The organism is Bacillus swezeyi (genome assembly GCF_001969815.1).
GTDB classification, from domain to species: domain Bacteria; phylum Bacillota; class Bacilli; order Bacillales; family Bacillaceae; genus Bacillus; species Bacillus swezeyi.
The window spans coordinates 13,078-39,368 of record NZ_MRBK01000011.1 but is presented as its reverse complement, the minus strand read 5'-3'; the positions used below and the strand labels follow the sequence as shown (position 1 = coordinate 39,368).

At 46.2% G+C, this 26,291-nt stretch carries 23 protein-coding genes and 1 pseudogene; 12 read left to right on the top strand and 12 right to left on the bottom strand.

Features of this window, described 5'->3' with window-relative positions:
- Window positions 1-72 precede the first annotated feature (72 nt).
- Window positions 73-2,232 (bottom strand): assimilatory nitrate reductase catalytic subunit NasC, encoded by a 2,160-nt coding sequence (gene nasC, locus BTA30_RS10480; RefSeq protein WP_076761201.1) that lies wholly within the window; start codon window positions 2,230-2,232, stop codon window positions 73-75.
- A gap of 1 nt (window position 2,233) precedes the next feature.
- The gene (gene nirB, locus BTA30_RS10475; protein ID WP_076761200.1) at window positions 2,234-4,543 is read right to left on the bottom strand and encodes a nitrite reductase large subunit NirB; all 2,310 of its coding nucleotides are present in this window, start codon (window positions 4,541-4,543) and stop codon (window positions 2,234-2,236) included.
- Window positions 4,544-4,803: 260 nt separating this feature from the next.
- Between nirB and BTA30_RS10470 the strand changes: the two genes are divergently transcribed.
- The 4 genes from BTA30_RS10470 to BTA30_RS10455 all read left to right on the top strand — a co-directional run bounded on the left by BTA30_RS10470 (window position 4,804) and on the right by BTA30_RS10455 (window position 9,203).
- Window positions 4,804-5,379 carry a DeoR family transcriptional regulator gene (locus BTA30_RS10470; RefSeq protein ID WP_076761199.1) on the top strand — a complete coding sequence of 192 codons (576 nt, stop codon included), beginning with the start codon at window positions 4,804-4,806 and terminating at the stop codon, window positions 5,377-5,379.
- Window positions 5,380-5,408: 29 nt separating this feature from the next.
- Window positions 5,409-7,043, top strand: coding sequence for a copper resistance protein CopC (locus tag BTA30_RS10465; RefSeq protein WP_192855974.1), 1,635 nt, complete (start codon window positions 5,409-5,411; stop codon window positions 7,041-7,043).
- Between the two features lie 5 nt (window positions 7,044-7,048).
- Entirely contained in the window at window positions 7,049-7,678 is a 630-nt protein-coding gene (locus tag BTA30_RS10460; protein WP_076761198.1) for a YcnI family copper-binding membrane protein, read from the top strand.
- Window positions 7,679-8,318: 640 nt separating this feature from the next.
- On the top strand, window positions 8,319-9,203 hold the full coding sequence (locus tag BTA30_RS10455) for an EamA family transporter (RefSeq protein WP_076761197.1): 885 nt from the start codon (window positions 8,319-8,321) through the stop codon (window positions 9,201-9,203).
- Window positions 9,204-9,247: 44 nt separating this feature from the next.
- On the opposite strand, the gene gabD is transcribed toward BTA30_RS10455, so the two are convergent.
- From gabD to gabT, 3 genes are read right to left on the bottom strand one after another with little or no spacing between them, the layout of a single operon-like run.
- Window positions 9,248-10,642, bottom strand: coding sequence for a succinate-semialdehyde dehydrogenase (gene gabD, locus BTA30_RS10450; protein ID WP_076761196.1), 1,395 nt, complete (start codon window positions 10,640-10,642; stop codon window positions 9,248-9,250).
- Entirely contained in the window at window positions 10,617-12,008 is a 1,392-nt protein-coding gene (locus tag BTA30_RS10445) for an APC family permease (RefSeq protein WP_076761195.1), read from the bottom strand. Before BTA30_RS10445 ends, gabD begins: the two co-directional genes overlap by 26 nt.
- Before the next feature lie 32 nt (window positions 12,009-12,040).
- Window positions 12,041-13,354, bottom strand: a complete 1,314-nt coding sequence (gene gabT, locus BTA30_RS10440) for a 4-aminobutyrate--2-oxoglutarate transaminase (RefSeq protein ID WP_076761194.1) — start codon at window positions 13,352-13,354, stop codon at window positions 12,041-12,043.
- A 101-nt stretch (window positions 13,355-13,455) separates the two neighbouring features.
- On the opposite strand from gabT, the gene gabR reads away from it, so the two are divergent.
- Window positions 13,456-14,874: a MocR-like transcriptional regulator GabR gene (gene gabR, locus BTA30_RS10435; protein WP_076761193.1), complete on the top strand. Its 1,419-nt coding sequence runs from the start codon at window positions 13,456-13,458 to the stop codon at window positions 14,872-14,874.
- Window positions 14,875-14,952: 78 nt separating this feature from the next.
- Here the strand turns inward: gabR and BTA30_RS10430 are convergent, their stop codons facing one another.
- Window positions 14,953-15,249 (bottom strand): ArsR/SmtB family transcription factor, encoded by a 297-nt coding sequence (locus BTA30_RS10430; RefSeq protein ID WP_076761192.1) that lies wholly within the window; start codon window positions 15,247-15,249, stop codon window positions 14,953-14,955.
- A gap of 175 nt (window positions 15,250-15,424) precedes the next feature.
- Between BTA30_RS10430 and BTA30_RS10425 the strand changes: the two genes are divergently transcribed.
- From BTA30_RS10425 to BTA30_RS10405, 5 genes are all read left to right on the top strand, one after another.
- Window positions 15,425-15,724, top strand: a complete 300-nt coding sequence (locus BTA30_RS10425) for a putative quinol monooxygenase (protein ID WP_076761191.1) — start codon at window positions 15,425-15,427, stop codon at window positions 15,722-15,724.
- A gap of 9 nt (window positions 15,725-15,733) precedes the next feature.
- Window positions 15,734-16,471 (top strand): NADPH-dependent oxidoreductase, encoded by a 738-nt coding sequence (locus BTA30_RS10420; RefSeq protein ID WP_076761190.1) that lies wholly within the window; start codon window positions 15,734-15,736, stop codon window positions 16,469-16,471.
- Between the two features lie 112 nt (window positions 16,472-16,583).
- Window positions 16,584-17,426 (top strand): isocitrate lyase/PEP mutase family protein, encoded by an 843-nt coding sequence (locus BTA30_RS10415; protein WP_076761189.1) that lies wholly within the window; start codon window positions 16,584-16,586, stop codon window positions 17,424-17,426.
- 94 nt (window positions 17,427-17,520) lie between these two features.
- Complete coding sequence (locus tag BTA30_RS10410) at window positions 17,521-18,405, top strand: TetR/AcrR family transcriptional regulator (RefSeq protein WP_239693630.1); 885 nt, start codon at window positions 17,521-17,523, stop codon at window positions 18,403-18,405.
- A 12-nt stretch (window positions 18,406-18,417) separates the two neighbouring features.
- Window positions 18,418-19,833, top strand: a complete 1,416-nt coding sequence (locus tag BTA30_RS10405; RefSeq protein ID WP_076761187.1) for an MDR family MFS transporter — start codon at window positions 18,418-18,420, stop codon at window positions 19,831-19,833.
- Window positions 19,834-20,167: 334 nt separating this feature from the next.
- Here the strand turns inward: BTA30_RS10405 and BTA30_RS23805 are convergent, their stop codons facing one another.
- Together BTA30_RS23805 and BTA30_RS23800 are read right to left on the bottom strand one after the other, a co-directional pair.
- On the bottom strand, window positions 20,168-20,506 hold the full coding sequence (locus tag BTA30_RS23805; RefSeq protein ID WP_223831685.1) for a winged helix-turn-helix transcriptional regulator: 339 nt from the start codon (window positions 20,504-20,506) through the stop codon (window positions 20,168-20,170).
- A pseudogene (locus BTA30_RS23800) lies at window positions 20,489-20,830 on the bottom strand (winged helix-turn-helix transcriptional regulator); the annotation flags it as partial. The pseudogene BTA30_RS23800 and the gene BTA30_RS23805, both read right to left, overlap by 18 nt.
- 171 nt (window positions 20,831-21,001) lie before the next feature.
- Between BTA30_RS23800 and hxlA the strand changes: the two are divergent.
- Window positions 21,002-21,634, top strand: coding sequence for a 3-hexulose-6-phosphate synthase (hxlA, locus tag BTA30_RS10395; RefSeq protein ID WP_076761185.1), 633 nt, complete (start codon window positions 21,002-21,004; stop codon window positions 21,632-21,634).
- A gap of 4 nt (window positions 21,635-21,638) precedes the next feature.
- The gene (gene hxlB, locus BTA30_RS10390) at window positions 21,639-22,196 is read left to right on the top strand and encodes a 6-phospho-3-hexuloisomerase (protein WP_076761184.1); all 558 of its coding nucleotides are present in this window, start codon (window positions 21,639-21,641) and stop codon (window positions 22,194-22,196) included.
- A 277-nt stretch (window positions 22,197-22,473) separates the two neighbouring features.
- On the opposite strand, the gene BTA30_RS10385 is transcribed toward hxlB, so the two are convergent.
- From BTA30_RS10385 to BTA30_RS10370, 4 genes are read right to left on the bottom strand one after another with little or no spacing between them, the layout of a single operon-like run.
- Window positions 22,474-23,424: a siderophore ABC transporter substrate-binding protein gene (locus BTA30_RS10385; protein ID WP_076761183.1), complete on the bottom strand. Its 951-nt coding sequence runs from the start codon at window positions 23,422-23,424 to the stop codon at window positions 22,474-22,476.
- A 10-nt stretch (window positions 23,425-23,434) separates the two neighbouring features.
- Window positions 23,435-24,196: an iron ABC transporter ATP-binding protein gene (locus BTA30_RS10380; RefSeq protein ID WP_076761182.1), complete on the bottom strand. Its 762-nt coding sequence runs from the start codon at window positions 24,194-24,196 to the stop codon at window positions 23,435-23,437.
- Window positions 24,196-25,140, bottom strand: a complete 945-nt coding sequence (locus BTA30_RS10375; protein ID WP_076761181.1) for an iron chelate uptake ABC transporter family permease subunit — start codon at window positions 25,138-25,140, stop codon at window positions 24,196-24,198. The genes BTA30_RS10380 and BTA30_RS10375 overlap by 1 nt, the downstream gene beginning before the upstream one ends.
- The gene (locus BTA30_RS10370; RefSeq protein ID WP_076761180.1) at window positions 25,130-26,083 is read right to left on the bottom strand and encodes an ABC transporter permease; all 954 of its coding nucleotides are present in this window, start codon (window positions 26,081-26,083) and stop codon (window positions 25,130-25,132) included. The genes BTA30_RS10375 and BTA30_RS10370 overlap by 11 nt, the downstream gene beginning before the upstream one ends.
- Between the last annotated feature and the right edge of the window lie 208 nt (window positions 26,084-26,291).

Below are 26,291 nucleotides of genomic sequence, written 5' to 3'. Positions count from 1 at the left end.
AAAAATGTATTTCATCTACATCTTTAAAACTATCACAAATTATATTTAATTTTGTAAACTTTTTATGACTTTTTATGACAGTTTATTCACATCTTTGTCATCGGCCCGACGAATTCGGACGGAACAAACCTTAAAGCCCGGCATTTGGCATGAAGGATCCAAATCTTCTGCGACTAAGCAATTCACATTTTGCGAGTCCCCCCAATGCATCGGCACAAAAACGGTGTCAGGCCTGATCGACTCAGACCATTTGCTTCTCACGATGATGCTGCCTCTTTTTGATTCGATCTTCACCAAAACGCGGTCTTCAATCTTGTATTTCTCCGCCGTTTTCGGATGGATTTCCATAAAGGATTCAAAATGTCTCGCTCTGAGGGCTGCACTCCTCCTCGTCTGCACACCGGTTAAATAGTGTGACATCACCCTCCCGGTCGTTAAACACAGCGGATAATCTTCAGTCGGCTCGTCTTTTTTAACAGTCGGTTCATTTGGAACGACACACATTTTTGCTTTTTTGTCCGGATGAGAGAATTCCGTTTCAAACAGACGCTTTGTCCCCGGGTGCCGGTGTTCAGGACAAGGCCACAAAATGCCGCCTTCCTTTCTGATCCGTTCATAGGTGATTCCCGAATAGTCGGCGATTCCGCCCCGGCTCGCTTTGCGGAGTTCATTAAAAATGTCCTCAGCAGATTCATAGGAGAAAAAACGGCCTTTTCCAAGCGCAGCTGCGATGTCGCAAATAATCTGCCAGTCATGCCTTGCTTCCCCGAGGCATGGTTTCGATGCCTCCCTTAATGTCACCCTGCCTTCTACATTCGTCATCGTCCCTTCGTCTTCAAGATAGGATGAAGCGGGCAGAATGACATCTGCAAGCCTTGCCGTCTCTGAAATAAACAAATCGACTGCCGCAAAAAACTTAAGTTTTTTTAAAGCTGCTTTGACAAAATTGGCATTCGGATTGGATACGGCAGGATTTGAACACATCAAAAACATTCCGGTAATCTCTCCCTCATGAACCTTTTTCATCATTTCAAAAGCCGAGACCCCTTTTTGCGGCAGGTTTTCCTCCGCAATTCCCCAAATATTTGCAATATAAGCACGGTCTTTTTGATTTTCGATCGAACGGTATCCGGGCAGCTGATCTGCTTTTTGGCCATGCTCTCTTGCTCCCTGTCCGTTTCCTTGTCCCGTGATGGCCCCGTAGCCGCAGCCGAATTTGCCGATCTTCCCAACGGATATTAGAATATTCAGTAAATTCCTGACAGCTGCCGTTCCGTCTGTCTGCTGCTCAACTCCTCTTGCGGTAAAGAGCATGCCCGTTTCTTCACGGGCAAATTTCACGGCAGCCTTTCTCATCTGTTCAATCGGTACACCGGTCTGCTCTGAAATATCCTCCAAAGACAAAGATGTCACATAGCGCTTCACACCCTCAAAGCCTTCTGCCCTCTGTTTGATGAAAGCCTCGTCTGTGAGCCGCTCTTCAATGATGATCTTCAGCATGCCGTTTGCAAGGGCGGCATCTGTCCCGGGCTTTATCTTCATATGCAGATCAGCGATTTGGGCTGTTGCCGTTTCACGGGGGTCAATGACGATGATATAGGCGCCGTTTTCTTTCGCTTCTTCAACATAAGGCATGATCGTCGGCTGGCATTCGGCGATGTTTGTGCCGGCAAGCATGATCACTCTTGCATGCGGAACCTCAGAAAGTGCATTTGTCAGCCCCCGATCCATCCCGAAGGTTTGATTTGCCGCTGTTGCCGCGGCTGACATGCAGAGCCTGCCGTTATAGTCAATATGCTTCGTTTGCAAGGCCACACGGGCGAATTTTCCGAGCAGATAGGCTTCTTCGTTTGTAATAGACGCGCTTCCGTAAACCCCTAATGCATCATGACCGTCTTTAGTTTGGATGCTTGTCACTTGCTCTCTGATATATTGAAGCGCTTCTTCCCAGGAGACACGCACAAACTCGCCGTTCTTTTTGAGCAGCGGGTGGGTGATCCTCTCTGAATGAAATGCATGCTGATGAGCGTTCATTCCTTTCATGCATAAGCGCCCTTTTGTTGTCGGATTGTCTTTTCCAACCGCGCTGTACTTTTTTCTTGTAACAATCGTTTGTTCGATAAGCTGCATTTTGCATTGCATGCTGCAAAATGGGCATTGCGTATCATACGTTTTTTCGGATTGTACTTCTTTCTGCTTTGTGCGAAAGTATTTCAGCATGAACTCTGTCACTTCACATCAGCCCTTTTATCATTTCTTGCTCCATCAGCCTCTTTTCTGCTTTGAGCCGTTCGATCAGCTGACTTCGAAGCCAGTTATCAAATAAAACCTCTCTTATATGAATGATGCCGACGCGTTCGATCCACTGCCTGATTTGTTCAAGGTAATTTGCCGTTTCACGGTAATACTGGAGAAAACCTTTAAGCAATTCTCCAGCTTCCGCCGCCGTTTCAGCCACAGACAGCAGCTCTCCGGCAGAAGCGTTTTGGCCTCCTTGACCGCCGGCATATATGTCCCATCCTCTGTTTGCCTTAAGGATTCCGATATCCTGTACGGCTGCATATACACAATCATCCAAGCATGCCGATATTCCGATCGAGACTTTCGCCGGAATCAGCAGGGATTCCGCTGCTCTTTCCAAATCAGCCGCCAATGTTTGAACCGCGTCATCAGGTCCGCATGAACATGTTTTAATCGTGCCGATCGCCTGCTTCTGCGGCGGACAAACAGGCATTTGCAGCTCTTCTTTTACGCTTTGCAGATGCTCCCGTTTGACTCCTGAGAGCCTCAGCCTTTGCCCGTGTGTAATAAATGCCTGGGGAATGTGGTATTTTTCGATCACATCGGCAATCCTTTTCAGCTCATCGGCATTTGTCCGTCCTCCGTACATTTGCGGAACAAGCACGGATGTGCCGCCTTCCTGCTCCGGCTCAAACAGGACGCTTTCTTCCGCCCGCGGCCGAATCATCCTTAAATAATAATGAATCGCAGGCACGCAGTAAGAGCATCCGCTGCTGTTTTTCCATCCCAGCGCTGAGATGACGTCCTGAACGGAAGAAAGATGTCTCATCTGTATTTCGTTCACGACTTCATCTTCCGTTAATGAAGTGCAGGAGCACATCGCTTTATTTGCGATCTGTGCGTCATATTGCTGATCTGAGGCATGAATCAGCAATTCTTCGATCAACGGTTTGCAGCCTCCGCAGGATGCGGAAGCCTTTGTACAGCGCTTCACATCATCAGCCGTTTTCAACCCGTGGATGCGGACGGCTTCGATAATCGTTCCTTTTGAAACCGCATTGCATTGGCAGATCGTTTCTCCAAGCGGCATTGAAGCAACTGAATTTTCTTCCCCGGATTGAAAAAACTCTTTTTTCACAACTGTAATATCCCTTTGTTTTACGATGCTTTCGAGCAGCTTTTGTTTGCTGCTTGTGTCCCCGTATAAGATGACACCGGCCATTTTGTCAGCTTGAAAAACCGCTTTTTTATAAATTCCGGCTGACTCATCAAGTAGTTTGATGGCCGTTGTCGTTTCATCCTCTGTGATGTTGCCCGCTGAAAATACGTCGACTCCCGCTATTTTCAAAGTTGCGGACTGGACGGACCCATGATATCCGCCGCATTCCGAGCCGCAAATATGCTTTGCCAGCACTTCTCCCTGCTCATATAACGGCTTGATCAATCCATATACGATTCCATTATGCTCCGCACATTCTCCGACAGCATAAACATTTGGGACATTTGTCTGCATATAGTCGTTGACGATGATGCCCCTGTTGATCGAAATGCCGCTCGTCTTTGCCAGCTCAATATTCGGTCTGACACCGGCAGCCATGACGATCAGATCGGCGCGAATCTTCGTTCCGTCCTTGAACCGCATCCCCTCGGCTCGGCCCGTTCCCAAAATCTCTTCCGTATCTTTTTCTAAAAGAAAACGAATGCCCCGGCGTTCCAGCTCATCCTGCAGCATGGCAGATGCAGGCGGGTCAAGCTGGCTTTGCATGATATGGGAGGAATGCTGTACCACATCGACGTCCATCCCAAGATTCACAAGTCCCATCGCCGCCTCAAGCCCTAAAATACCTCCGCCGATGACGACCGCTTTTTGAAACTGTCTTGATGCATCTATGAATGCCCGGCAGTCTTCTATCGTGCGAAATCCATATACCCCTTCTTTGTCTGCACCCTGAATCGGGAGGATAAACGGGGAAGATCCTGTCGCGATAATCAGCTTGTCATAGGATATTTCACGGTTTTGGTCAGTAGCCACCGTCCGCTTATCAGTGTTGATTCTGACAGCTGTTTCTCCAGTATAAAGAGCAATCCCGTTTTCTTCATACCAGCTGCGGGTGCTGAGCGTTATATCCGGCATATCAGCTTCGCCCTGAAGGACGGAAGACAGCAAAATGCGATTATAATTCAGATGGGGCTCGCTGCCGATGATGACGATCTCAAACTCCTTTTCCAGCTTTAAAATCTCTTCAATCGAACGAACCCCCGCCATGCCGTTTCCTATTAAAACCAACCTTTGTTTCCCCATATTCTCCCTCCCCTCTGCAGTTGTTGAACTCCGTATTATTATTTCACATTGCTTTGCTAAAGCGTTCAAACCTGTTACATTTCCTGACAAAAGAATTTTGAAACCGTACCGTTTCACCCATTTCCCATCAGGAAATGCGCACTGCAAAACACCGTTGTTAAAGTTCAACATATTATCACATTTTTTATCATCTCCTGCTTGTTTCTTTTGCTTCAATCTACTAGGCTAATACATATAGGAATGAAGAATGGAGGGGGAGAATGCTACCAATTAAACGGAGGCAGCAAATTTTATCATGGATCAAAGAAGAGGAGACGCTCCGGATTTCGGACATTTCAAAAAGACTGAACGTCTCGGAAATGACAGTGTACCGTGATATTAAACCGCTTATCGAAAACGGCCAAGTCATCAAGACGGCGGGCGGAATCGCTTTAAACCGGCCGAAACAGCAGCCGGGTCAGCTTTGTTTCGTTTGCGGAAAAGGAGCGGCAAACTCGAGGCTGTCCGTGCAGATCGTAAGAACCGACAGCCGGATTGAACACTTTTGCTGTGCCCACTGCGCCATGCTGCGTTATGAAAAAATAAAGGATGATATATCACAGATCATCTGCAGGGACTTTTTATTGGATACAACGATCAGCGCAAGAATGGCCGTTTTTCTGCTGGATGCGGAGCTGCATTTGCATTGCTGCGAGCCGCAGGCGATTCCGTTCGCTTCGGCAGCTGATGCGGAGAAATTTAAAAAGGGTTTCGGGGGAAAGCTTTTATCTTTCGATGATGCAGCGCGAGACATTCAGAAAAATATGAAGGACAGCTGCTGCAGCCTGAAAACGTGAAATTTTTGATGAAAGATTGGATGAATGTTATGAAAAGAGCAACACTCTGGACAGTCATGGCCGTTCTTTGTTTCATCCTGCTGCCAAAAGCCGCCTTTGCTCACGCTTATATCGTCAATTCGGCGCCTGCAGAAAACCAAGAGCTGAAAAAAGCGCCGGACCAAATGAAAATTGAGTTCAATGAAGCGATACAGGAAGGGTTTCATTCGATAACGGTCAGAAATTCTTCGGGCAAGCGCGTCGATTCAGGCAAGACTCAAATCGATCCGCAAAACCCAAAAATCATGACCGTCAAGCTGAATAACAATTTAAAGGATGATATTTATTCGGCTGAATGGCGGGCCGTCTCAGCTGACGGGCATCCCGTTTCAGGAACGATCCCATTCAGCATCGGGAACATACAAGGCGGATTGCCGAAAGACCAGCAGAGCGGCTCGGCAAACCTGCCTTCGGCCGATACCGTCATCGAACGCGCGCTTCTTTATACAGGCTTTTCCCTGTTCATGGGAGCCGTCCTTTTTCAGCTTGTCTGGCACCGTCCGGAAAACGGCTGGCCGCAAAACAGGCGCCGCCGCGTTCAGCGGGTTATGAAGCTCGCACTCCTTTTCATCGGCGCTGCCATCATCATTCAGCTGCCGCTGCAGACAAAAACAAATGCTGGTGTTTCATGGGCAGATGCCTTTCAGCCTGGGCTGTTAAAGGAAACGCTTCTGCATACGACAGGCGGGATGTTATGGATGATCAACATCGCCTTGATCACTCTGCTTGCCGTTTTCTCGCTGAAAGCCGGCCGGTTGAACGGCATAGCGGGTATGATCCTGTTTATGGGTCTTTTATTTGTGAAATCACTTTCCGGCCATGCCGCTGCAACGAGCTACAGCTATATGACGACAGCTATGGACTTCATTCACTTGACGGCAGCTTCCGTCTGGACCGGGGGGCTCGCGGCCATTGTGCTGTTTTTCGGAAAAGACTGGCTCAAGCCTGATAAAGACCATATTTGGGCGACGATCAGACGATTTTCACCATGGGCGCTCGGTTCAGCGGGGATGATCGTGTTTTCTGGACTGTTAAACAGTTTTTTCATTGTGCACACATTGAATAACCTTCTGGAGACCCATTACGGAAAAACGCTTCTCATGAAATCAGCACTCGTCCTGATGATGATCGGCTTCGGAGCATTTCATTATGTCCGCTTCAGAAAAAAACCGAAAAACTCTGGACGCACGATCAAAGCCGAATGGGCAATCGGACTTCTCATTCTCTTGACAACAGCCGTTTTCACCAATATTCCAAGCCCGCCGGCACCGCTTCCGCAGCCGTTTAATGAAACAAAACAGCTGACGGACGGAGAAACCCTGTCACTGAGAATCAGCCCGAACATGCCCGGATCGAATACATTTGAAGTCATTGTCAGGGACCGGAACGGAGAAGTGATCAAAGATATTCAGAAAATCGACTTAACGGTCTCGAAAACAGGGCTTTTCGGCGACAGCAAGGAAAGCACCTTCACCCTTTCCAAAAATGAAAAGGGCGTGTTCCAGTCAAAAAATTTAAACTTGAACGAAGAAGGTATCTGGAAAATCCGGGTGCATGGATTAACAGCATCATTTGATGAAACCAGAACGGTTTTTAACGCAAAAATCAATAAAAAGGAGTTTTGATGTCAATGTTTAAACGAAACATGTTTTTAAGCGCCGTATGTGCAGCGCTTCTGCTTATTGCCGCACCTGTCAGCGCCCACGTCACCGTAAAACCGGACGAATCCGCGGCGGGATCATGGGAAACATATACAATCAAAGTACCGGTTGAAAAAGATATTGCAACGACAAAAGTCGTTCTCAGTATGCCGAACGGCGTTGAATTCCAGCAGCATGAGCCTGTCCCCGGCTGGAAAACGAGCACTGAAGAAAAAGATGGAAAAGTGACAAGGGTGACATGGGAAGCTAAAGACGGAGGCATTCAGCCGGGGCAATTCCAGCAGTTTACCTTCACGGCGAAAAACCCTGATAAAGAACAGCAAGCCGCATGGGACGCCTTCCAGTATTATAAAGACGGAAGCATTGTCGAATGGACCGGTGATGAAGACGCCGATACCCCCCACTCGATGACAAACATCGTCGATGCTTCCAAGCTCGGACACGAAACGGTTGATGAACATGGAGCAACAACAAAAGAGAGTCCGGCAGAAACACAGGGAAACTCAGGTATTCAAACCGCTTCCCTCATTTTGTCGATCCTGGCCGTATTGCTTGGGGGAACGGCATTGTTCGTAACAGTACGCAGAAAAAAATCGTAAAAAAAGCTTTAGGCTGTCGAGAGATCTCGGCAGCCTTTTTAAACTCTCTCATCTTTCTGGAAAGGAGGCGTCTCAGACTATTCAGGCGTAATCTCATAATAAATGCCCGTTTTTTCATCGACGGTCTGTGCAATATCGTATCCCGTATCAGCAATCCCTAAGTTTAAGGGGTTTTGAATTCGGCAGTAGCGTTTAAATTGGGGTTATCCCATTTCAAAACGACTGATTTAAGCTGTGACACCATTGATATTTGTTATTTTGATGAATGAAGTGAGCCATTTCCGTCCGATTCGGAGCATCGAAAAACAATTACGTTTCATCATTCAAATCTATTTTTCTGTTTATATTTTCTTCTTGAATGGCGTACTCAATGGCTTTCTGCTCACTATTAAACATTTGTTTTCCCCTCGAACATCCGCCTGTAACGAACTTTCATTTCTTCATCCGGTTCCTCCATTATTTTTCGATTTTTAGCCTATTCCTTTTGCGGGACCCGAATGGCGTAAAGTCCGGCACCGTCGGCGCGGTCATCTCATCAACATGCCTCTTTTTATACAACGGCGATTTAAAAAAAGTCAAACTTGTCTTACAATAAAAAAAGCTCTTAATGACCGAGTTTTTCGTGGGGAGAGATCAGAGTATGAGGATATCCATTCTATTTGTCTTGCTTGCCGCCATGTTATGGGGAACGACGGGAACAACCCAGGCATTTGCGCCAAAAGAAGCGGCACCCGTCGTTTTTGGCGCCGTCAGAATGGCAGTCGGCGGCTTAACCCTGCTGCTTTTCGCGGCTTTCCGCGGACAGTTGAAACGCGAAGGCTGGCCTGTTCGAACACTCATCATCGCAGCCTTGAGCATGGCATTTTACCAGCCTTTCTTTTTTTCAGCCGTCAGCTTATCCGGCATTGCCGTCGGAACGGTTGTCGCGATCGGCAGCGCTCCGATTATCGCAGGCTGCCTCGAATGGCTCATCTATCAAAAGGTCCCTCGGACAAGATGGTGGATCGCAACGATGGCAGCAATAGCAGGCGTATCTTTATTGTTTATTCCATCCGCCTCCTCAGGAGGCAGCTTTTTAGGGATTTTGCTGGCGCTCGGGGCAGGGCTTTCCTTTGCCGTTTACACGCTGACTAGCAAACAGCTTCTTCAAAAGCAAAAGCCTGAGGCTGTTACGGGTGTTGTTTTCTCTTTAGGCGGTGTACTGCTGGCGCCGTTATTATTTCTCTATGACCTTGGCTGGATCGTCTCCGTGCAGGGAATGGCTGTGAGCGTATATATCGGGGTGATCGCCACTGGAGCGGCCTATCTCTTGTTTACTGCAGGGCTTTCAAAAATACCCGCTTCAACAGCCGTTACCCTGTCATTGGCCGAGCCGCTCACCGCATCGCTTTTGGGGACCGCGCTTGTCAGAGAGTCTCTGCCTCTTATTTCATGGGCCGGCATTGCTCTTCTTCTGCTGGGCATTTTTTACGTCTCCTATCAGCCCAGAAAGAATAAAATGAGCGCCGAAAATGTGAATGCGTAAAAAAGAGCCCGCCCGGATTGCCCCGGACGGGCTCTGCTCTGTTACTACTCATCCAAACCGATGGACAAATACTTCGTTTCCAAATAAGGCTCTATGCCCTCCAGTCCGCCTTCACGGCCGATTCCGCTCTCCTTCATGCCGCCGAACGGCGCTTGTACGGTTGACGGCCCGCCGTCATTCCAGCCGAGAATACCGTAATCAAGGTTTTCCGACAAATAGATGCCGCGGCGGTAGTTTTCCGTAAAGAAATACGCGGCTAAGCCGTATGGCGTATCATTGGCAAGCTTGATCGCTTCGTCCAATGTTTTGAAAGTCGTAATCGGCGCAACAGGACCAAATGTTTCCTCATGCATGATCGTCATCGAAGCATCCACATCCGTCAGTACTGTCGGATGAACAAAATAGCATGATTTCTCATCATCACGTTCATATTCCGCGCCAATCAAAACCTTTGCACCTTTATCGACCGCATCATTTATTTGATCGACGATTTTCTGAAAGCCCTTTTTATTGATGATCGGACCGACTGAAACACCTTCGTCAAGCCCGTTCCCCACTTTCAGTTTGGTGACTTCTGCACGGAGTTTTTCTGCAAATTCGTCCTTGATCGATTCATGGACGATCAGACGGTTTGCACAGACACAGGTTTGTCCGGCATTTCTGTATTTCGAAAGCATTGTCTGTTGAACGGCCAGGTCAATATTTGCATCTTCATCAACGATCAGCGGCGCATGTCCGCCAAGCTCCATTGATACATGCTTCACCGTATCGGCGCTGTTTTTGATCAAATGTTTGCCGACAGGCGTTGACCCGGTAAATGTAATTTTGCGGATCAATGGATGGCTCGTAAAAATAGAACCGATCTCTTCCCCATCGCCGTTTACACATTGAAGGACGTCTTTCGGAATGCCGGCTTCATGTCCGAGGCGCACCAGCTCAAGCGCTGTCAATGGCGTATCAGGAGCAGGCTTGATGATAAAGGTGCAGCCCGCCGCGAGTGCCGGCGCCGCTTTACGCGTGATCATCGCTGCCGGAAAGTTCCACGGCGTGATGGCCGCAACGGGACCGACAGCCTGACGGGTGACGACAATCCGCTTATTGGTGACAGATGCGGGAACCGTTCTGCCGTAGACGCGCTTCGCCTCCTCTGCATACCACTCGATATAGCCCGCGGCGTACATCACTTCCCCATGTGCTTCTTGATAAGGTTTTCCGTTCTCAAGCGTAATCAGCTTCGCCAGTTCTTCTTTTTGCTCCACAATGAGGTCAAACCATTTTTTCAGCAAGCCCGCTCTTTCAGAAGCAGATGTTTTGGACCATGTTTGAAACGCTTCATGCGACCGCTCGACCGCTTCTTCGACTTCCTTTCCGGATTGCCGGGGAACCGCTTTGATTTTTTCTCCAGTCGCCGGGTTAAACACTTCTAGCATGCTGGTCATGTTGAATCTCCTCCCCTTTATGATTTGAATTGCTGTTGTATAAAATCAATCCGATCAATGTCCATCCCGCCAATATCAGCCATTCATACGGCCACGACAATGCGGCCGGCATGCCCGGCAAATAAAAGGCAAGAAAGATAACACTTAAGAGGATAGCAGATAAACCCGTTGTTTTCCACTTATTGATTTTATAAGGTCTGTTTAAGTCCGGCTCTGTTTTTCTCAGCTTCAGGAATGCAATTGACACGATCAAATACCCGACAATAATCCCGGTTCCCCCGGCATTGACGATCCACACGAGGGCAGGGCGCCCCAAAAGCGGAGCGAAGAACGCCAGCGCTCCAAGGAACAAAATCGCATGTGTCGGCGTCTTATACTTCGGATGGATGTAGCCGAACCATTTCGGAACCATCCCCTTTTCAGCCATTGCAAACAAGATGCGGCTCGCGCCGATGATAAACGCGTTCCAGCTCGTGATAATGCCGGCCACACCTCCAAGTACCAGGACAGTGCCGAACATCTGGCTGCCAAGAAGATTGACCATGGCGTCTGCAGTCGCCAAAGAAGTCGCCGCCAGCTCGCTTTCAGATAATCCCATCGTCACGCCGAAAACGATTAAAAGGTAGAACACAACCGCGCTGATAATCGAAATGATTAAAATTTTGCCGATGATTTTTTTCGGCGCATTGATTTCTGCCGCCACCTGAGGAATCACGTCAAACCCGACAAACAAAAACGGGATCATGACGAGGACGGACATCATTCCGGAAAAACCGTCTTTAAAGAGCGGCTGTACATTTTCAAAATCACCGTTTACTAAAGCGCCGCTCAATAGCAGAAAGCCGGTTGCGATGATTGCAATCGTAAAGACCGACTGAAAAACAGCTGCCGGCTTGACGCCGAAATAGTTGAGCGCGGTCAAAATGACCGCTCCTCCGGAACCAATCAAAACCCAGGTAAGATACACATCCCAGCTGCTGAGCGACCACAAAAACCCTTGATGCTCAACAGGCAGTACATAATCGATCACAGTCGGCAGTGCGACCGCTTCAAAGGTGATCACTGAAACATAGCCGAACAGCACGCCCCAGGCCGCGATGAACGCCGGCTTTCGCCCGAACGCCCTGTAGACGAAAATCAGTCCTCCCCCCGTCTCCGGGATCGCAGAAGAAAGCTCCGCATAAGTTAAACCGATCAATATCACAAGAATCCCGCCGATGATAAACGCGATGGTGCTGCCTAAAAAGCCGGCTGTCAAAATCCAGTCTCCTGAAAGAACGACCCAGCCCCAGCCCAGCATAGCTCCGATTGCCAAAAATAACACATCTGTCTGCGACATTGACTTTTTCATTTCGTATTTTCCCATGAAAATCCGCCCCCTTTGTTGAAGCTGTCAAACTAGAGTTGTTCCAGCGCTTCTTCGATGATGCCGAGCCCTTCTTGAAGCAGTTCGTCCGTGATCACGAGCGGAGACAAAAAGCGGATAATATTGCCGTTGATTCCTGCCGTCAACAACAGCAGGCCGTGTTCATTTGCATACTTTGCCATCTTAGCCGCGGCCGCTTTATCCGGCTGGCGTGTCCCTTGATCCTTGACGATTTCAATCGCCGCCATTGCGCCAAGTCTGCGGACTTCGCCAATCTGCGGGTATGTTGTTTTCCATTCAAGCGCTTTATTTTCGATCGCTTTACCGATTTCCTCAGAGCGCTTGTTCAGCTGTTCTGCCTCGATGATATCGAGCACTGCCAGAGCGGCGACACAGCCGAGCGGACTTCCGGCGTATGTGCCGCCGAGTTCCCCTGGGTCTGCGGTATCAACCATTTCTGCACGCCCGATGACACCGCTGAGCGGAACGCCGGCGGCAAGCGATTTTGATACCGTCACAAGGTCAGGCACCACATCAAAATGCTCAATTGCAAAATACTTGCCGGTTCTGGCAAAGCCCGTTTGAATTTCATCGGCGACAAAAACGATTCCGTGTTTTTGGCAGAAGCCGGCGACATGCTGCACAAACCGTTTCGAAGGAATGATAAAGCCGCCTTCTCCTTGCACCGGCTCCATCACGAGGCATGCGACCGTTTCCGGAGCAACAGCAGAAACAAAGAAATCGTCAAAAGCCTGAATCACAATGTCATCATAGCTTTCATCAGTCATTCCTTCCGGCTTTTGATAATAGTAGGGAAACGGTGCCTGATAGACTTCAGGTGCGAATGGCCCGAAGCCGAACTTATATGGCTTCACCTTGCTGGTCATGCTCATCGTCATGTTTGTACGGCCGTGAAATCCGCGGGTAAAAGAAACAACCGCTTGGCGATTTGTATATTTTCTCGCGATTTTCACGGCATTTTCGACAGCTTCTGCCCCCGAGTTTAAGAAAATGGCTTTTTTATCGTGAGTGCCTGGTGCAAGCTGACAAAGCTTTTCCGCCAACTCCAGATATGCCGGATACATCATGACATTAAAGCCGGGGTGGATCAGCTCGCCGGCCTGCCGCTTCACCGCTTCCACGACCTTCGGATGGGAATGCCCGACGTTTATTGTACCGATCGCTCCTGCGAAATCGATAAAACGCCGGCCGTCGATATCATATAAAACCGCGCCTTCTCCCCTTGCTGCAAGATGGCGGTTGCCATTTGCGACCCCTCTTGCCACATATTGATCCCGTTTTGCCTGCCAATCTTTCGTAGTGAATGCTGTTGTGTTAAGACTCATGAATCATCTCTCCCCCTTTTTATTTCTTATTATTCTGAATATTATTTGGTATGATGAAAAGTGCCAACTTTTTATTTTTCAAGGTACCAGAAGGAGGCGCTATGATCACAATACCGATTGACCGCTCTGAAGACGCGGATTATATTTATCATCAAATTTATCAAAGAATCAAAGAAGAAATTTTCAGCCGAAATCTTTTGCCCGGCAAAAAGCTGCCCTCAAAACGCGAGCTTGCCAAAGCACTGAACGTCAGCATTAATTCCGTCAATGCAGCTTACCAGCAGCTTCTTGCCGAAGGATACCTTTATTCAAAGGAAAGAAAAGGCTTTTTTGTGGAGCAGATCGAAACGTTCCACGCCACCGAGCATTCAAAGCCGCTCCAGCTCGAAAAAGAATTGGCTGAAGGAGAAAACAGAGGCAGCGGCTGGATTTCTTTTTCTCATATGAGCGTTGATACGGCTCATTTCCCTTTCAAAACATGGCTTCGCTGTGAGCAAAAAGCCGTCGCTTCCCATACCGATGAACTCGGGGAAATGACGCATCCTCAAGGCGTCTACCAAGTGCGTCAAACGATCGCACGATTCATCGCTTTAACGAGAGGTGTCAAGTGCCACCCGGAGCAAATCGTGATCAGCGCCGGCACTCAGCCGCTCATTCATATCATTCAAGATCTTCTTCCGGAATCTGCTTTATATGCGATGGAAGAGCCGGGCTACAGCCGCATTTATCAATTGTTGAAAAATGAGCGGAAACGGGTTGTCACGATTGGCCTTGATCATAAAGGAATACGAATCAGCGATATTCAAGCCCTGGACCCCGACGTGCTGTTTGTCACGCCTTCACACCAGTTTCCGACGGGGATCATCATGCCTGTATCAAGAAGGATTCAGCTTTTGAACTGGGTTTCTGATGGAGAAGACCGCTATATTGTTGAAGATGATTATGACAGCGAGTTTAAATACGGCAGCGATACGATCCCGGCTCTGCAAAGCCTTGACCGCTCTGAAAAAGTCATTTACATCGGAACGTTTTCAAAGTCGCTTCTTCCCGGCCTTAGAATCAGCTATATGGTACTTCCGCAAAAGCTTTTGAAACGCTACAGAAAAAGGCATCATTTTTCGATTCAATCAAGCAGCGTCCTGACGCAATTTGCGCTTCAGGAATTGATTGAATCAGGGGAATATCAAAAGCACATCAAAAAAATGAACCAGATTTATGAGGAGAAACGGACAAGGCTGATCGGCAGCCTTGAGAAAACCTTCACAGGACGGGTGAAAATCAAAGGTGCGAGCGCAGGGCTGCATTTTGTGGCTGATTTTGAAACAGAACGCAGTGAAGAAGAGATATTGATGAGGGCCAGGGAAAACCGGGTTGAAGTATACGGCATGAACCGGTTTAGTTTAAATAGTAAGAAAGAGATTCGCACCGGAACGGCGTCTCTTGTGTTGGGATTTGCAAAAATCGGCATGGATCAAATTGATGAAGGCGTTGTCAAGCTTTATCAAGCGGTGTGCGGATAATACAAATGTACCGGCAGAGTCCGTCTGCCGGTATCCAATTAGCCCCGAAATTCAGTTTCTGTATGAGGCGCCGCAAGCTTACCACCGTTCTTTGTCAACATGAAGGACCGCACAGATCAATCCCGGAAACTGCTGTTCAAGCTCATCTCTGCAAAGCGAATAGTAATGATGCTTCCCTTCGATCCGCACTTGGAGAATGCCTGCCTCCCTAAGCACTTTGAAATGGTGGGACAGCGTTGATTTAGCGACTTTGAGATTGGTGCAGGCACCGCACGTTTTTTCGGTTGTTTCCGCCAAAGCTTTGACAATTTCCAGTCTGACCGGATCACTCAGCGCCTGAAGAACGGAGATTAACTTCATGTCATGTGTTTTCATGGGTTAAATGTATCATAATCTTCACTTCAAGACAATTGCCCTAAAATGCAAAATGGTTGCCGCCAGATGATCTCCATGATACGATTCAATTGTTCGATGACTTTCGAACAATAAACCGAATGCATACAACATAAGGCAAAAGGTATTCTAAATTTAATGACGGAGGTTTTATCCGATGATCGTATTGCAAGCCTACATGAAAGTAAAACCAGAAAAACGCGAATCATTTCTAGAAAGCGTGCATCCATTGCTGAAGCATTCAAGAGCTGAAGCAGGGAACGCTCAATACCAGCTGTTCGAGGATGTGGAAAATGCCAATACATTTGTCATGCTTGAACAATGGAAAGACGAAGAAGCGCTTAATGCCCATAATCAGACAGAGCATTTTCAAACGTTTGTTCAAGCAGCAGGCGATCTTTTAGCTGAGCCGCTCAATGTGGTACGCACTCAGGACGACTTAAATAAGAAGGGATAGGCGAAAAACATGAATGAAGTATTGAAAACATTGACAGACCACAGATCCATCCGCAGCTATACTGATGAGCCCGTCAACCCGGAGCAGCTGGACAGCATCATCGAAGCCGTCCAAGCCGCTCCGACATCGATCAACGGCCAACAGGTTACCGTTATCACCGTTCAGGATCAGGAAAGGAAAAAGAAAATTGCCGAACTGGCCGGAGGACAGACCTGGATCGAACAAGCTCCCGTTTTCCTCTTATTCTGCGCTGATTTCAACCGGGCGAAAATCGCTCTTGAGAAAAACGACCAGAACCTTGCGATAACAGACGGAGTCGAATCCGTGCTCGTCGGTGCAGTCGACGCCGGCATCGCCCTCGGAACTGCAACAGCTGCCGCCGAATCGTTGGGACTTGGCACTGTTCCGATCGGCGCAGTCCGCGGCCGCGCTGAAGAACTGATTGAGCTGCTCGACATTCCCGAATATGTCTTTCCTGTCGCAGGCCTTGTCGTCGGCCATCCGGCGGACCGCTCTGCGAAAAAGCCGCGCCTGCCTGAACAAGCGGTCAGACACAGCGAAACATATCATTCAGATGTAAAACCGCTGATTGACGCGTACGATGAAGAAATGTCCGAATACATGAAACAGCGCACAAACGGACAGGAATCAAGAAACTGGTCACAAGGCATTTCCGCTTATTACAATCGCGTGTATTATCCGCACATCCGCGCAATGCTTGAGAAGCAAGGCTTTAAACTCGAATAGAAACCTTTAGGCTATCGGTAAGCGATAGCCTTTTTTCATGCTTCACATTCCACATTTCGATGAGCATCGAAAGATAAAACATTTAAAATGTTTTACAAAAGGAGTGGAATATATGAAGCAATTTACGAAATTTAAGGCCTTTCAGCAGCTCCATCATCAGCCTGGCACCTTTGTACTCCCGAATGCCTGGGATTCGGCAAGCGCCAAATCATTTCAGCAAAACGGTTTTAAAGCCATTGGAACAACAAGCGCCGGGATCGCCATGTCTTGGGGCTGTAAAGACGGTGAAAACCTCCCCTTTGAAAAATTACTTGAAACATTAAGAACGATCGTTAATTCAGTCGATGTCCCCGTCAGTGCAGATATTGAAGCAGGCTGCGGCACATCACCTGAAGAAGTCGCTGATCATGTCAGAAAAGTCATTGCAGCCGGTGTTGTCGGCATTAATCTTGAAGATGGAACAGGAAATCCCGATCAGCCCCTGAGTGATGTTTTATTGCAGGCCAAAAAAATCGCGGCGATCAGAGACCTGAATGTCCCTCTTTTTATCAATGCACGCACTGATGTGTATTGGCTAAAAGCAGGCGATCCCGGCTTCCGCCTCCAGTCAGCCGTCGAGCGGGCAAATCTATACCGGCAAGCGGGTGCAGACTGCATATTTATCCCCGGGGTTGAAGATACTGAAACCATTGTAAAACTGAGAACAGGCATTTCCGGTCCGCTCAATCTGCTGGCAGGTGCGTCTACCCCTTCATTAAAGCTTCTTTCTGAAATCGGAATTGAGAGAATCAGCTGCGGATCTGCACCTTTCAGAGCCGGATTGACATTGCTGAAAAAGATCGGCGAAGACATCATCCGTCATGGACGTTTTCAGCATATGACGGATGATGTGCTTTCTTATAATGATGCGGCAGAATGGATTCACTTAAAAAATAATCCGAAACAAAATGATTGACCGGACCTGATGGGTCTGCTAATATTTCTTTTATGAAAACTCATGGGTTTTTTAGTGACTCATGAGTTTTATCATTGTGAGAGAAGGAGTAAGGATGAAGGATAAAAAAGCAGACATCATAGAAGCTGCCAAAAAACTGTTTGCCCAAAAAGGCTATATCAATGTTTCGATGCAGGCGATCGCTGAAGAATGCAAAATGTCAAAGGCTTCTATTTATAAAATATTTCAATCAAAAGAGGAACTGCTGCTGGCATTAAGCAACTTCAATAAGCAACAAATGCTGAAAAAATCTGCTAAAATCAATGCGGAAACCTCTTTGACGCCAAAAGAGAGATTTGCTAAGAAAATCGCCCTTGAAATTACGGAGTTCAGAGAAAACCGCCAATTTATCAACTTCATGTCCAATGATGGTTCTTCTCCTGATACCTCCGTTTTTAGAAAACACCTCAAACAGACGAAGTCCATGATCATCAGCTGGCACAGAGATTCCATTATTCAAGCGTATGGAGAAGAGGTGCAGCCGTTTATATGGGATCTCGTGATCATTTTTCACGGCCTGATGAGGGAGTTTCTTTTCTTAGTCGCTATCGAAAAAACACAGCCGGATGTTGAAACGATTCCCCGTTTTATCATGACTGTGATGGATTTGTACATCCAGAAAAAGCGGGCTGGAGATCAGAAAACATCATTAAATGATGATGTGATTGCCGCCTATATGAATGTGGCCTTTTGCCGTCCGCCGAAAAAGGAAGAATTACTGGCCGAGCATTTGCAAAAATTGAAAGATACGATTTCCTCGCTTTCAAAGGATGAGGTTGAAAGCAAAGAACTGCTGTCTGCAGCAGGATTGCTTAGCGAGGAATTGTTCGAAAAAGAGCCTCGTCCGTTTTTAATTCGGGCCCTTCTCGATTATTTGGGGAAAATTGAGGGGCTGCAGCATGACATTTCACAAATCAAAACCATATGTATGAAAGAATAAGAGGGATTTCACATGAATACAGAAACTGAACAGCACACATATAATCGAAAGATCATCGTAGGTTTGCTTTTGGCTGGAGCGTTTATCGCGATTTTGAATCAAACGCTTTTAGTGACCGCACTGCCGCACATTATGTCAGACTTGAACATCGATGCAACAAAAGGACAATGGCTGACGACAGCGTTCATGCTGACGAACGGCATTCTCATTCCGGTTACCGCCTTTTTAATAGAGAAGTTTTCAAGCCGCGCGCTCGTCATCACAGCGATGAGCATATTTGCGGCCGGAACGGTCGTCGGCGCGATTGCGCCTAACTTCCCTGTTCTCTTGACTGCGCGGATTATTCAGGCCGCAGGCGCCGGGATTATGATGCCGTTGATGCAAACGATCTTTTTAACGATTTTCCCGGTTGAAAAACGCGGATCAGCGATGGGAATGGTCGGCTTGGTCATCGCCTTTGCCCCTGCCATCGGGCCGACACTGTCAGGCTGGATCGTCGACAGCTTTACTTGGAGATACTTATTCTATATTATTTTGCCAATTGCACTTATTGACCTTGTACTGGTCATCATACTGATGAAAAACGTGACAAAACTAAGAGAAACATCTGTGGACATTCTTTCCATTATCCTGTCCAGCTTAGGCTTCGGCGGATTGCTGTACGGATTCAGCAGCGCCGGATCAGACGGCTGGGGAAGCCAAACCGTTGTCACCTCATTTATCATTGGCGCCATCGCCTTACTCTTCTTTATCATCAGACAAATGAAGATCGAAAGACCGATACTTGAATTCCGCGTTTTCCAATCATGGACATTCAGCATCACTACGTTTTTGAGTATGCTCGTCTTTGCATTAATGATCGGTACAGAAACGATTTTGCCGCTATATACACAAAACGCTAGAAGCGTTACAGCTTTTGATTCCGGTTTGATGCTGCTTCCCGGAGCGATCGCAATGGGCATCATGTCTCCGATCATCGGCAGGATTTTTGACAAGATCGGCGGCAAAGGCCTGGCCATCATCGGTTTTGCCACCTTGCTGTTAACAACGATTCCGTTTGCGGATCTGAAAATCGATACATCACTCACATTCATTGTTGTGATTTACACGCTGCGGATGATCGGTACATCAATGATTATGATGCCGCTGACAACGGCGGGCATCAACGCATTGCCGAATCATCTCATCCCGCACGGTACGGCAATGAACAATACGATGCGCCAGATCGGCGGATCTATCGGTACAGCTGTTTTAATCTCGGTCATGAGCAGTTCGGCCAAAAACGCCAGCACCTCAAGCCCGATAAACGCAATGATTCACGGAATGAACTCAGCCTTTATCGTTGCAGCTGTTTTGGCGCTGATCGGGTTTATTCTCTCATTTACGCTGAAAAAGAAACCGCAGAAACAGGAGCAGCCGGCGCGCTGAATGCTTAACACCAGTTCAGATTGAACTGGTGTTAAATTGTTGACAAAATCCTAAAACGATTTAAAGTTTTAGGATTTTGTCATCTTTACTTTTAAATGTGATAACGGCGGCGTTCAGGCAGGGCGATGAAGAGAAGAAAAGCTGGATAATCGACAGTGAAGAAGATGATGATATGGTAAGCAAAGACGTAGAAAAAACGAATTTTTAAGAGAGTAGGACATGGCCTCTTTATCGATTATCTATGGGAGAATATATAGTATTTTATTGGTTGAATTAAAAAAGGGGGAGTATAACCTGTGTGTGGTATGCTGCTCCTTTTTTAATTCAACCAGCGTCATTCAATTCCACAATGTTGTTCCATATAATTGCGCCCCCAATCTTCTAATGCTTTTAGAATTGGAAATAGACTTTCACCTTGTTTTGTCAAGGAATACTCTACTTTAGGGGGAACAACTGGATATACTTCCCGATGAACGAGTCCGTCTTCTTCAAATTCCCTAAGTTGAGTCGTCAACATTTTCTTCGTTATTTTAGGAATTAGTTTTCTAAGTTCTCCAAATCGCTTTGTTCCTTTTAAGCCTAAATGACATAAAATAATGAGCTTCCATTTACCCTCTATCACAGACAATGTGACTTTCTTCTCAGAATACATGCCGTCATCCTTTTCCGTCATATGTTCTAAATGTTTTTTTCCCCAGTCATATAACATATCTAGAATGGGCAATAAGCTTTCCCCTTGTTCTGTTAAGGAATACTCTACTTTAGGAGGCACAACACGATATACTTCTCGATGAACGAGTCCGTTTTCCTCTAATTCTCTAAGTTGATTCGTTAACATTTGTTGTGTGATCTTAGGTGTTAATTGCTTAAGCTCGCAAAAGCGTTTTGTCCCTTTTAAACCTAAATGACATAAAAGAGTAAGTTTCCATTTCCCCTCTAGGATAGACAATGTTAATTCTTTTTCAGGATATATTCCTTTGAGTGTTTTAGTAATCATCCAATCCCTCTCTCTTGCATTAGTCTATTTTAAGATACTATATCAGAAAAAAGTGCCTACTTACATAGATAAAGTTTTGTCTCTATTATAGATTATGACAGATTTTCATTAGGAAGCCTTAAGTGATTTGATAAAAATCTGCCTAAATAAAATAGTAGGAGGCAATAATCAATGAAATTACAATTAGCGTTAGATCTTGTCAACATCCCGGAAGCGAAGGAAGTAGTCAAAGAGGTAGAAGAACATATTGATATCGTAGAGATTGGTACACCAATTATTAAAATTGAAGGCCTTAAAGCTGTGAAGGAAATAAAAGAAGCTTTCCCCGGATTGCAAGTATTGGCTGACTTAAAAACAATGGATGCTGCAGCGTATGAAGTACAGAAAGCTTCTGAAGCAAATGCGGATATCGTTACGATTCTAGGTGTGGCTGAAGATGAGTCGATTAAAGGTGCTGTTGAAGAAGCGAAAAATCAAGGGAAGAAGGTTCTTGTTGATTTGATCGCGGTGAAAGATATCGAAGCACGAGCAAAAGAGCTGGATACATTCGGCGCAGATTACATTTGTGTACATACGGGTTATGATCTTCAAGCCGTTGGCAAGAACTCATTCGAAGATCTTCAAACAATAAAACGTGTTGTTAAACATGCTAAAACAGCTATCGCTGGCGGAATTAAACTAGAAACACTACCAGAAGTGATCAAAGCCCAACCGGATTTAGTTATTGTTGGTGGAGGAATTGCTGGACAAGCGGATAAAAAAGCTGTTGCAGCAAAAATGCAAGAAATGATTCAGCAAGGTTAATACGATGAGGACCACTGAATTTTTACAAGAAATCATGAAAGAGCTAAATCTTTCAGTAGACTTAATCGCTGATGAGGAAGCTGAAAAATTAGCGGACGAAATTCTTGAATCCAAAAAGGTCTTTGTAGCTGGAGCTGGCAGATCAGGGTTTATGGCAAAATCCTTTGTTATGCGAATGATGCATATGGGGATCGACGCTTATGTTTTAGGTGAAACGGTGACCCCGAACTTTGAAGAAAATCATATTTTAATTATCGGATCAGGTTCAGGAGAAACGAAGGGTTTAGTGACCATTGCCGAAAAAGCAAAAAGTATTGGCGGAACCATTGCCGCTGTTACATTAGTGCCAGAGTCCACGATTGGAAAGCTTGCTCATTTTACGATTCAATTACCTGGGGCAACCAAAGACCGAACCGATAGCGATTATAAAACCATTCAACCAATGGGTTCACTATTTGAGCAAACCCTTTTGCTTTTTTATGATGCAGTTATCTTAAGAGTTATGGAGAAAAAGGGATTAGATACAAATAAAATGTATGGAAAACATGCCAATCTAGAATAATTGCAGGACGTCCGCCTTCTTTGTACACTCGTCAAAAAGCTGATCATCCAACTGGTCGACCATTTCGCTCACAACGCGCGCCACATGATTCTCTGGAATGAGACCGGAAAAATCCATACTGCTTATAAGCAGCCTTTTGGGTACAAAAAAAGCGCCTTCTATCGTTTAAGGTTTTGTTGTGGTGACTTTATTTTAAACGATTGGGCGATTTTTTTGTGTCTTTTTTTATGTAAAGTGCACAAAAAAGCAGCCGAACCTTTGCCGGCTGCCTGCTTGTTTATTTCAAACCGTTTTCGATTTCCTTCGTCATTTCAGACACAGACTCAAGACCGCCGCCTGACAAGTACCAGTAGCCAGGGTCAAGGTATGTGATATGTCCGTTTTTATACGCGTTTGTTGATTTTACTATGTCGTTTTCGATCACTTCTTTAGCTGATCCTTTTTCACCGATGGCAGCGCTCCGGTCGATGACAAACAGGTAATCCGGATTTTTTTCTGAAATATATTCAGAAGAGACGCTTTGGCCGTGAAGCGATGCTTCAATATTTTGATCAGCAGGTGCAACGCCGAGCACGTCGTGGATCAAACCGAATCTAGAGCCGCTTCCATAAGCGCTGATTTGTTTATCACTCGTCAGGACGACCAATCCTTTTCCGCCTTTATCTTTCGCCAATTTATTGACTTTCTCTACTTGGTCATCAATTTTCGCAAGGGCATCTTTCACAGCATCTTCTTTGCCGAAGATTTTTCCGATGCTTTCAGTATTTTCTTTAAAGCTTTCCATGTAGTTTTTCTGGTCAAGCTGGATGTCGATCGTTGGAGCAATCTTTTTAAATTCGTCGTATTGTTCAGACTGTCTGCCTTCGATGATGATCAAGTCAGGCTCAAGCTCTGCAATTTTTTCAAAATCCGGCTCTTTCAGACCGCCGACGCTTTCATATTTACTATCTTTGTATTGTTTAAGATATGAAGGAAGATTCTGTTTTGGAAGACCGACAACACGATCACTCAGTCCCAGTTCATCCAATGTATCAAGCATTCCGAAGTTGAAGACAACGACTTTTTTCGGATTTTTCGGGACTTCTGATGTATCGCTTTTATGTTTAATCGAAACCGTTTCTTCTTTTTTTGAATCAGATTTTGCATCTGAATCCGCAGATTTGCTCCCGCACGCCGCAATGACGAGCACTGTTATTAACGCCATGAAAAATAATGATAGTTTTTTCATTACAATCACCTCATCCTTTAAAGTAAACACAGATTTTTTGATCTCCGATTTGCTGAATCGGGATATCCATATCATAGATTTCTTTCAGCACCGGCGTCTGAATGATATCTTCCGTCGGCCCCTCTTTTATGATCCGCCCGTTTTTCAGGGCGACGATCCTGTCTGAATAAACCGAGGCAAAGTTGATGTCATGAATAACAATGATAATTGTTTTGCCAAACTTTGCGACGAGGTCTTTCAGAAGTTTCATAATATCTACAGAATGTTTCATATCAAGGTTATTCAATGGTTCATCCAGCAAAATATAGTCGGTGTCCTGCGCGATGACCATCGCGATAAACGCTCGCTGGCACTGACCTCCGCTCAATTGATCCAAATGTTTATATTCAATGTCTCTCAGTTTCATATATTCGATCGCTTCATCAACGTATCTCCAATCCTCTTTCGTCAGCCTTCCCTGTGAATAAGGAAATCTTCCGAAGCTGACCAGCTCTCTGACGGTCAGCCTGACGTTGATCTGATTGGACTGCTTTAAAATGCTGATTTTTTTAGCCAAGTCATTGCTTTTGTATGCACTGATTTCTTGGCCGTCGATCAGGACTTTCCCCGAATCCATGCCGATCAGTCTGCTGATCATGGAAAGCAGCGTGCTTTTACCCGCTCCGTTCGGACCGATAAAAGATGTGATTTTCCCTTTTGGAATCGCCAGCGACGTCGTCTCGACAACGGTTTGGCCTCCGTACTGTTTATTGACATGTTGAACTTCTATCATCATTTACGCTCCTTCAGCAGCAGGTAAATAAAATAAATCCCGCCAATAAAATCAATGATCACAACCAAAGTCACCGTTAAACCAAACAGCTTTTCAACCATGAACTGACCCCCGACAAGCGCGATGATGCTGAACAAAACCGCTCCTGGAATCAGGATGCTGTGCTTATATGTTTTGAACACTTCCCTCGCGACATTGACAACGAGAAGCCCCAAAAAGGTGATAGGTCCGACAAGCGCGGTTGATACAGAAACAAGCACGGCGATCACGATCAGCATTTTCTTCACGGTCCGGTCATAATCCACCCCAAGATTGACGGCCTGATCCCTGCCGAGCGACAGCACATCGAAGTACGGATTAAACCGCCATGCGTAGGCAAGAACCGCAAGAATGATGACCGAGGCGAGCCATAAAATGTCCGTATTCAAATTGTTGAAGCTGGCAAACATCTTGCTTTGGACGACCTGGAATTCGTTCGGATCAATCAGCATCTGCATAAAGGAAGACAAACTTCTGAACAAAGTGCCGAACACGATGCCCACAAGCAGAAGCAAAAAGATGTGCTTCCCTCCGCGGCGGAACATCAGGGCGAACAGCGCAAATGAAAAGCAGACCATCAGGCCCGTCGATAAGAGAAAGTTGCCGATCTTCCCAAGGTCGGCCAATTGCGCAGCGCCGAAAAAATAAATAATGGCCGTTTGCAGGAGCACATAAAGCGAATCAAGTCCGAGAATGCTGGGCGTTAAAATCCTGTTGTTTGTGATCGTCTGGAAAATCATCGAAGAATATGCTATCGCTGTACCCACGACGATGATAGCCAACACTTTGGTCAGTCTTCTCGGCAGGGCATATTCCCAGACGGACGGCAGGCCGTAAAAAAGGAATAAGCCGATGCAGACAGCTGCGATGATGATCAGTACGAACATTTTTTGTTTATGACGCATAGGCTTTTCTCCTTAAAAGCAAATAAAGAAAAACGCCGCTTCCAATGATGCCGACCATCAAACCGACAGAAATTTCATACGGATAGATGACGAGCCGGCCCAAAATATCACATATCAGGACAAAAACGGCGCCGAGCATTGCCGTATGAGGCAGACTGTTTTTCAAATGGTCCCCGCGGTAGATCGAGACAATGTTTGGAATGATCAGACCCAGAAATGGAAGCGTGCCGACCGTCAGAATGACGACGGATGAGATAACCGATACAATGATCAGCCCGATATTGATGACCCGCTTATAATTCAGTCCCAGATTGACGGCAAAGCTTTCCCCCATCCCGGCCACGGTAAATTTGTTGGCGAAAAGATAGGCAATGATAACGAGCGGGATACTCAGGTATAAAAGCTCGTACCTCCCCTTCATGATCAGTGAGAAATTCCCCTCAAACCATGCATTGACGTTTTGAATGAGATTATACTGATAAGCCATGAAAATGGAGATGGCGCTGACAACGCTTCCTAGCATTAAGCCGACAAGAGGGATAAATACGGCATCTTTAAACTTGATTCTGTCCAAAATTTTAACAAACAGAAAACTGCCAATCAGTGCAAAAACAAAGGCAAACAGCATTTTTACAAAAATGCCGGCGGAAGAAAAAAGCAAGATGGCTATGATGACGCCGAGTCTCGCCCAATCCATTGTTCCGGCTGTAGTCGGTGAGACAAATTTATTGCGCGTCAGCTGCTGCATCATCAATCCGCAGATGCTGAGGCTCATTCCCGCGAGCACAATGCTGACCATACGCGGAATCCGGCTTATGTAAAGCGTTTGGATTTCATCCTCATTCAATTGAAAAAGATCGAAAGGCGACAATTCTTTAACGCCGATGAAAATAGAACAGAAAGAAAGAATGATGAGCAGTAGCAATAAATACAGTAATTTCATGCTGCAAAAGCCTCCTTGCACAACAAAAACATACCCCTCGCGCCGAACGCTAATGATTATCATTATCAATAAGGGCCTCTCATTATATTATCATCTTTTCTCACATAGTCAATATGATCAATCTAGATAAAACGCGGACTTGAAACGATTTCTCGCGATAAAGTCCTCCTCAAAAACACATTTGTTTATTCAGAAAAGAAAAACCTTG

Excerpts from the sequence above, each read along its gene's own strand:
- nirB (WP_076761200.1), bottom strand. The coding sequence starts at position 4,543 with ATGGGGAAACAAAGGTTGGTTTTAATAGGAAACGGCATGGCGGGGGTT.
- BTA30_RS10470 (WP_076761199.1), top strand. The coding sequence starts at position 4,804 with ATGCTACCAATTAAACGGAGGCAGCAAATTTTATCATGGATCAAAGAA.
- BTA30_RS10465 (WP_192855974.1), top strand. The coding sequence starts at position 5,409 with ATGAAAAGAGCAACACTCTGGACAGTCATGGCCGTTCTTTGTTTCATC.
- BTA30_RS10460 (WP_076761198.1), top strand. The coding sequence starts at position 7,049 with ATGTTTAAACGAAACATGTTTTTAAGCGCCGTATGTGCAGCGCTTCTG.
- BTA30_RS10455 (WP_076761197.1), top strand. The coding sequence starts at position 8,319 with ATGAGGATATCCATTCTATTTGTCTTGCTTGCCGCCATGTTATGGGGA.
- gabD (WP_076761196.1), bottom strand. The coding sequence starts at position 10,642 with ATGACCAGCATGCTAGAAGTGTTTAACCCGGCGACTGGAGAAAAAATC.
- BTA30_RS10445 (WP_076761195.1), bottom strand. The coding sequence starts at position 12,008 with ATGGGAAAATACGAAATGAAAAAGTCAATGTCGCAGACAGATGTGTTA.
- gabT (WP_076761194.1), bottom strand. The coding sequence starts at position 13,354 with ATGAGTCTTAACACAACAGCATTCACTACGAAAGATTGGCAGGCAAAA.
- gabR (WP_076761193.1), top strand. The coding sequence starts at position 13,456 with ATGATCACAATACCGATTGACCGCTCTGAAGACGCGGATTATATTTAT.
- BTA30_RS10430 (WP_076761192.1), bottom strand. The coding sequence starts at position 15,249 with ATGAAAACACATGACATGAAGTTAATCTCCGTTCTTCAGGCGCTGAGT.
- BTA30_RS10425 (WP_076761191.1), top strand. The coding sequence starts at position 15,425 with ATGATCGTATTGCAAGCCTACATGAAAGTAAAACCAGAAAAACGCGAA.
- BTA30_RS10420 (WP_076761190.1), top strand. The coding sequence starts at position 15,734 with ATGAATGAAGTATTGAAAACATTGACAGACCACAGATCCATCCGCAGC.
- BTA30_RS10415 (WP_076761189.1), top strand. The coding sequence starts at position 16,584 with ATGAAGCAATTTACGAAATTTAAGGCCTTTCAGCAGCTCCATCATCAG.
- BTA30_RS10410 (WP_239693630.1), top strand. The coding sequence starts at position 17,521 with ATGAAGGATAAAAAAGCAGACATCATAGAAGCTGCCAAAAAACTGTTT.
- BTA30_RS10405 (WP_076761187.1), top strand. The coding sequence starts at position 18,418 with ATGAATACAGAAACTGAACAGCACACATATAATCGAAAGATCATCGTA.
- BTA30_RS23805 (WP_223831685.1), bottom strand. The coding sequence starts at position 20,506 with ATGACGGAAAAGGATGACGGCATGTATTCTGAGAAGAAAGTCACATTG.
- hxlA (WP_076761185.1), top strand. The coding sequence starts at position 21,002 with ATGAAATTACAATTAGCGTTAGATCTTGTCAACATCCCGGAAGCGAAG.
- hxlB (WP_076761184.1), top strand. The coding sequence starts at position 21,639 with ATGAGGACCACTGAATTTTTACAAGAAATCATGAAAGAGCTAAATCTT.
- BTA30_RS10385 (WP_076761183.1), bottom strand. The coding sequence starts at position 23,424 with ATGAAAAAACTATCATTATTTTTCATGGCGTTAATAACAGTGCTCGTC.
- BTA30_RS10380 (WP_076761182.1), bottom strand. The coding sequence starts at position 24,196 with ATGATAGAAGTTCAACATGTCAATAAACAGTACGGAGGCCAAACCGTT.
- BTA30_RS10375 (WP_076761181.1), bottom strand. The coding sequence starts at position 25,140 with ATGCGTCATAAACAAAAAATGTTCGTACTGATCATCATCGCAGCTGTC.
- BTA30_RS10370 (WP_076761180.1), bottom strand. The coding sequence starts at position 26,083 with ATGAAATTACTGTATTTATTGCTACTGCTCATCATTCTTTCTTTCTGT.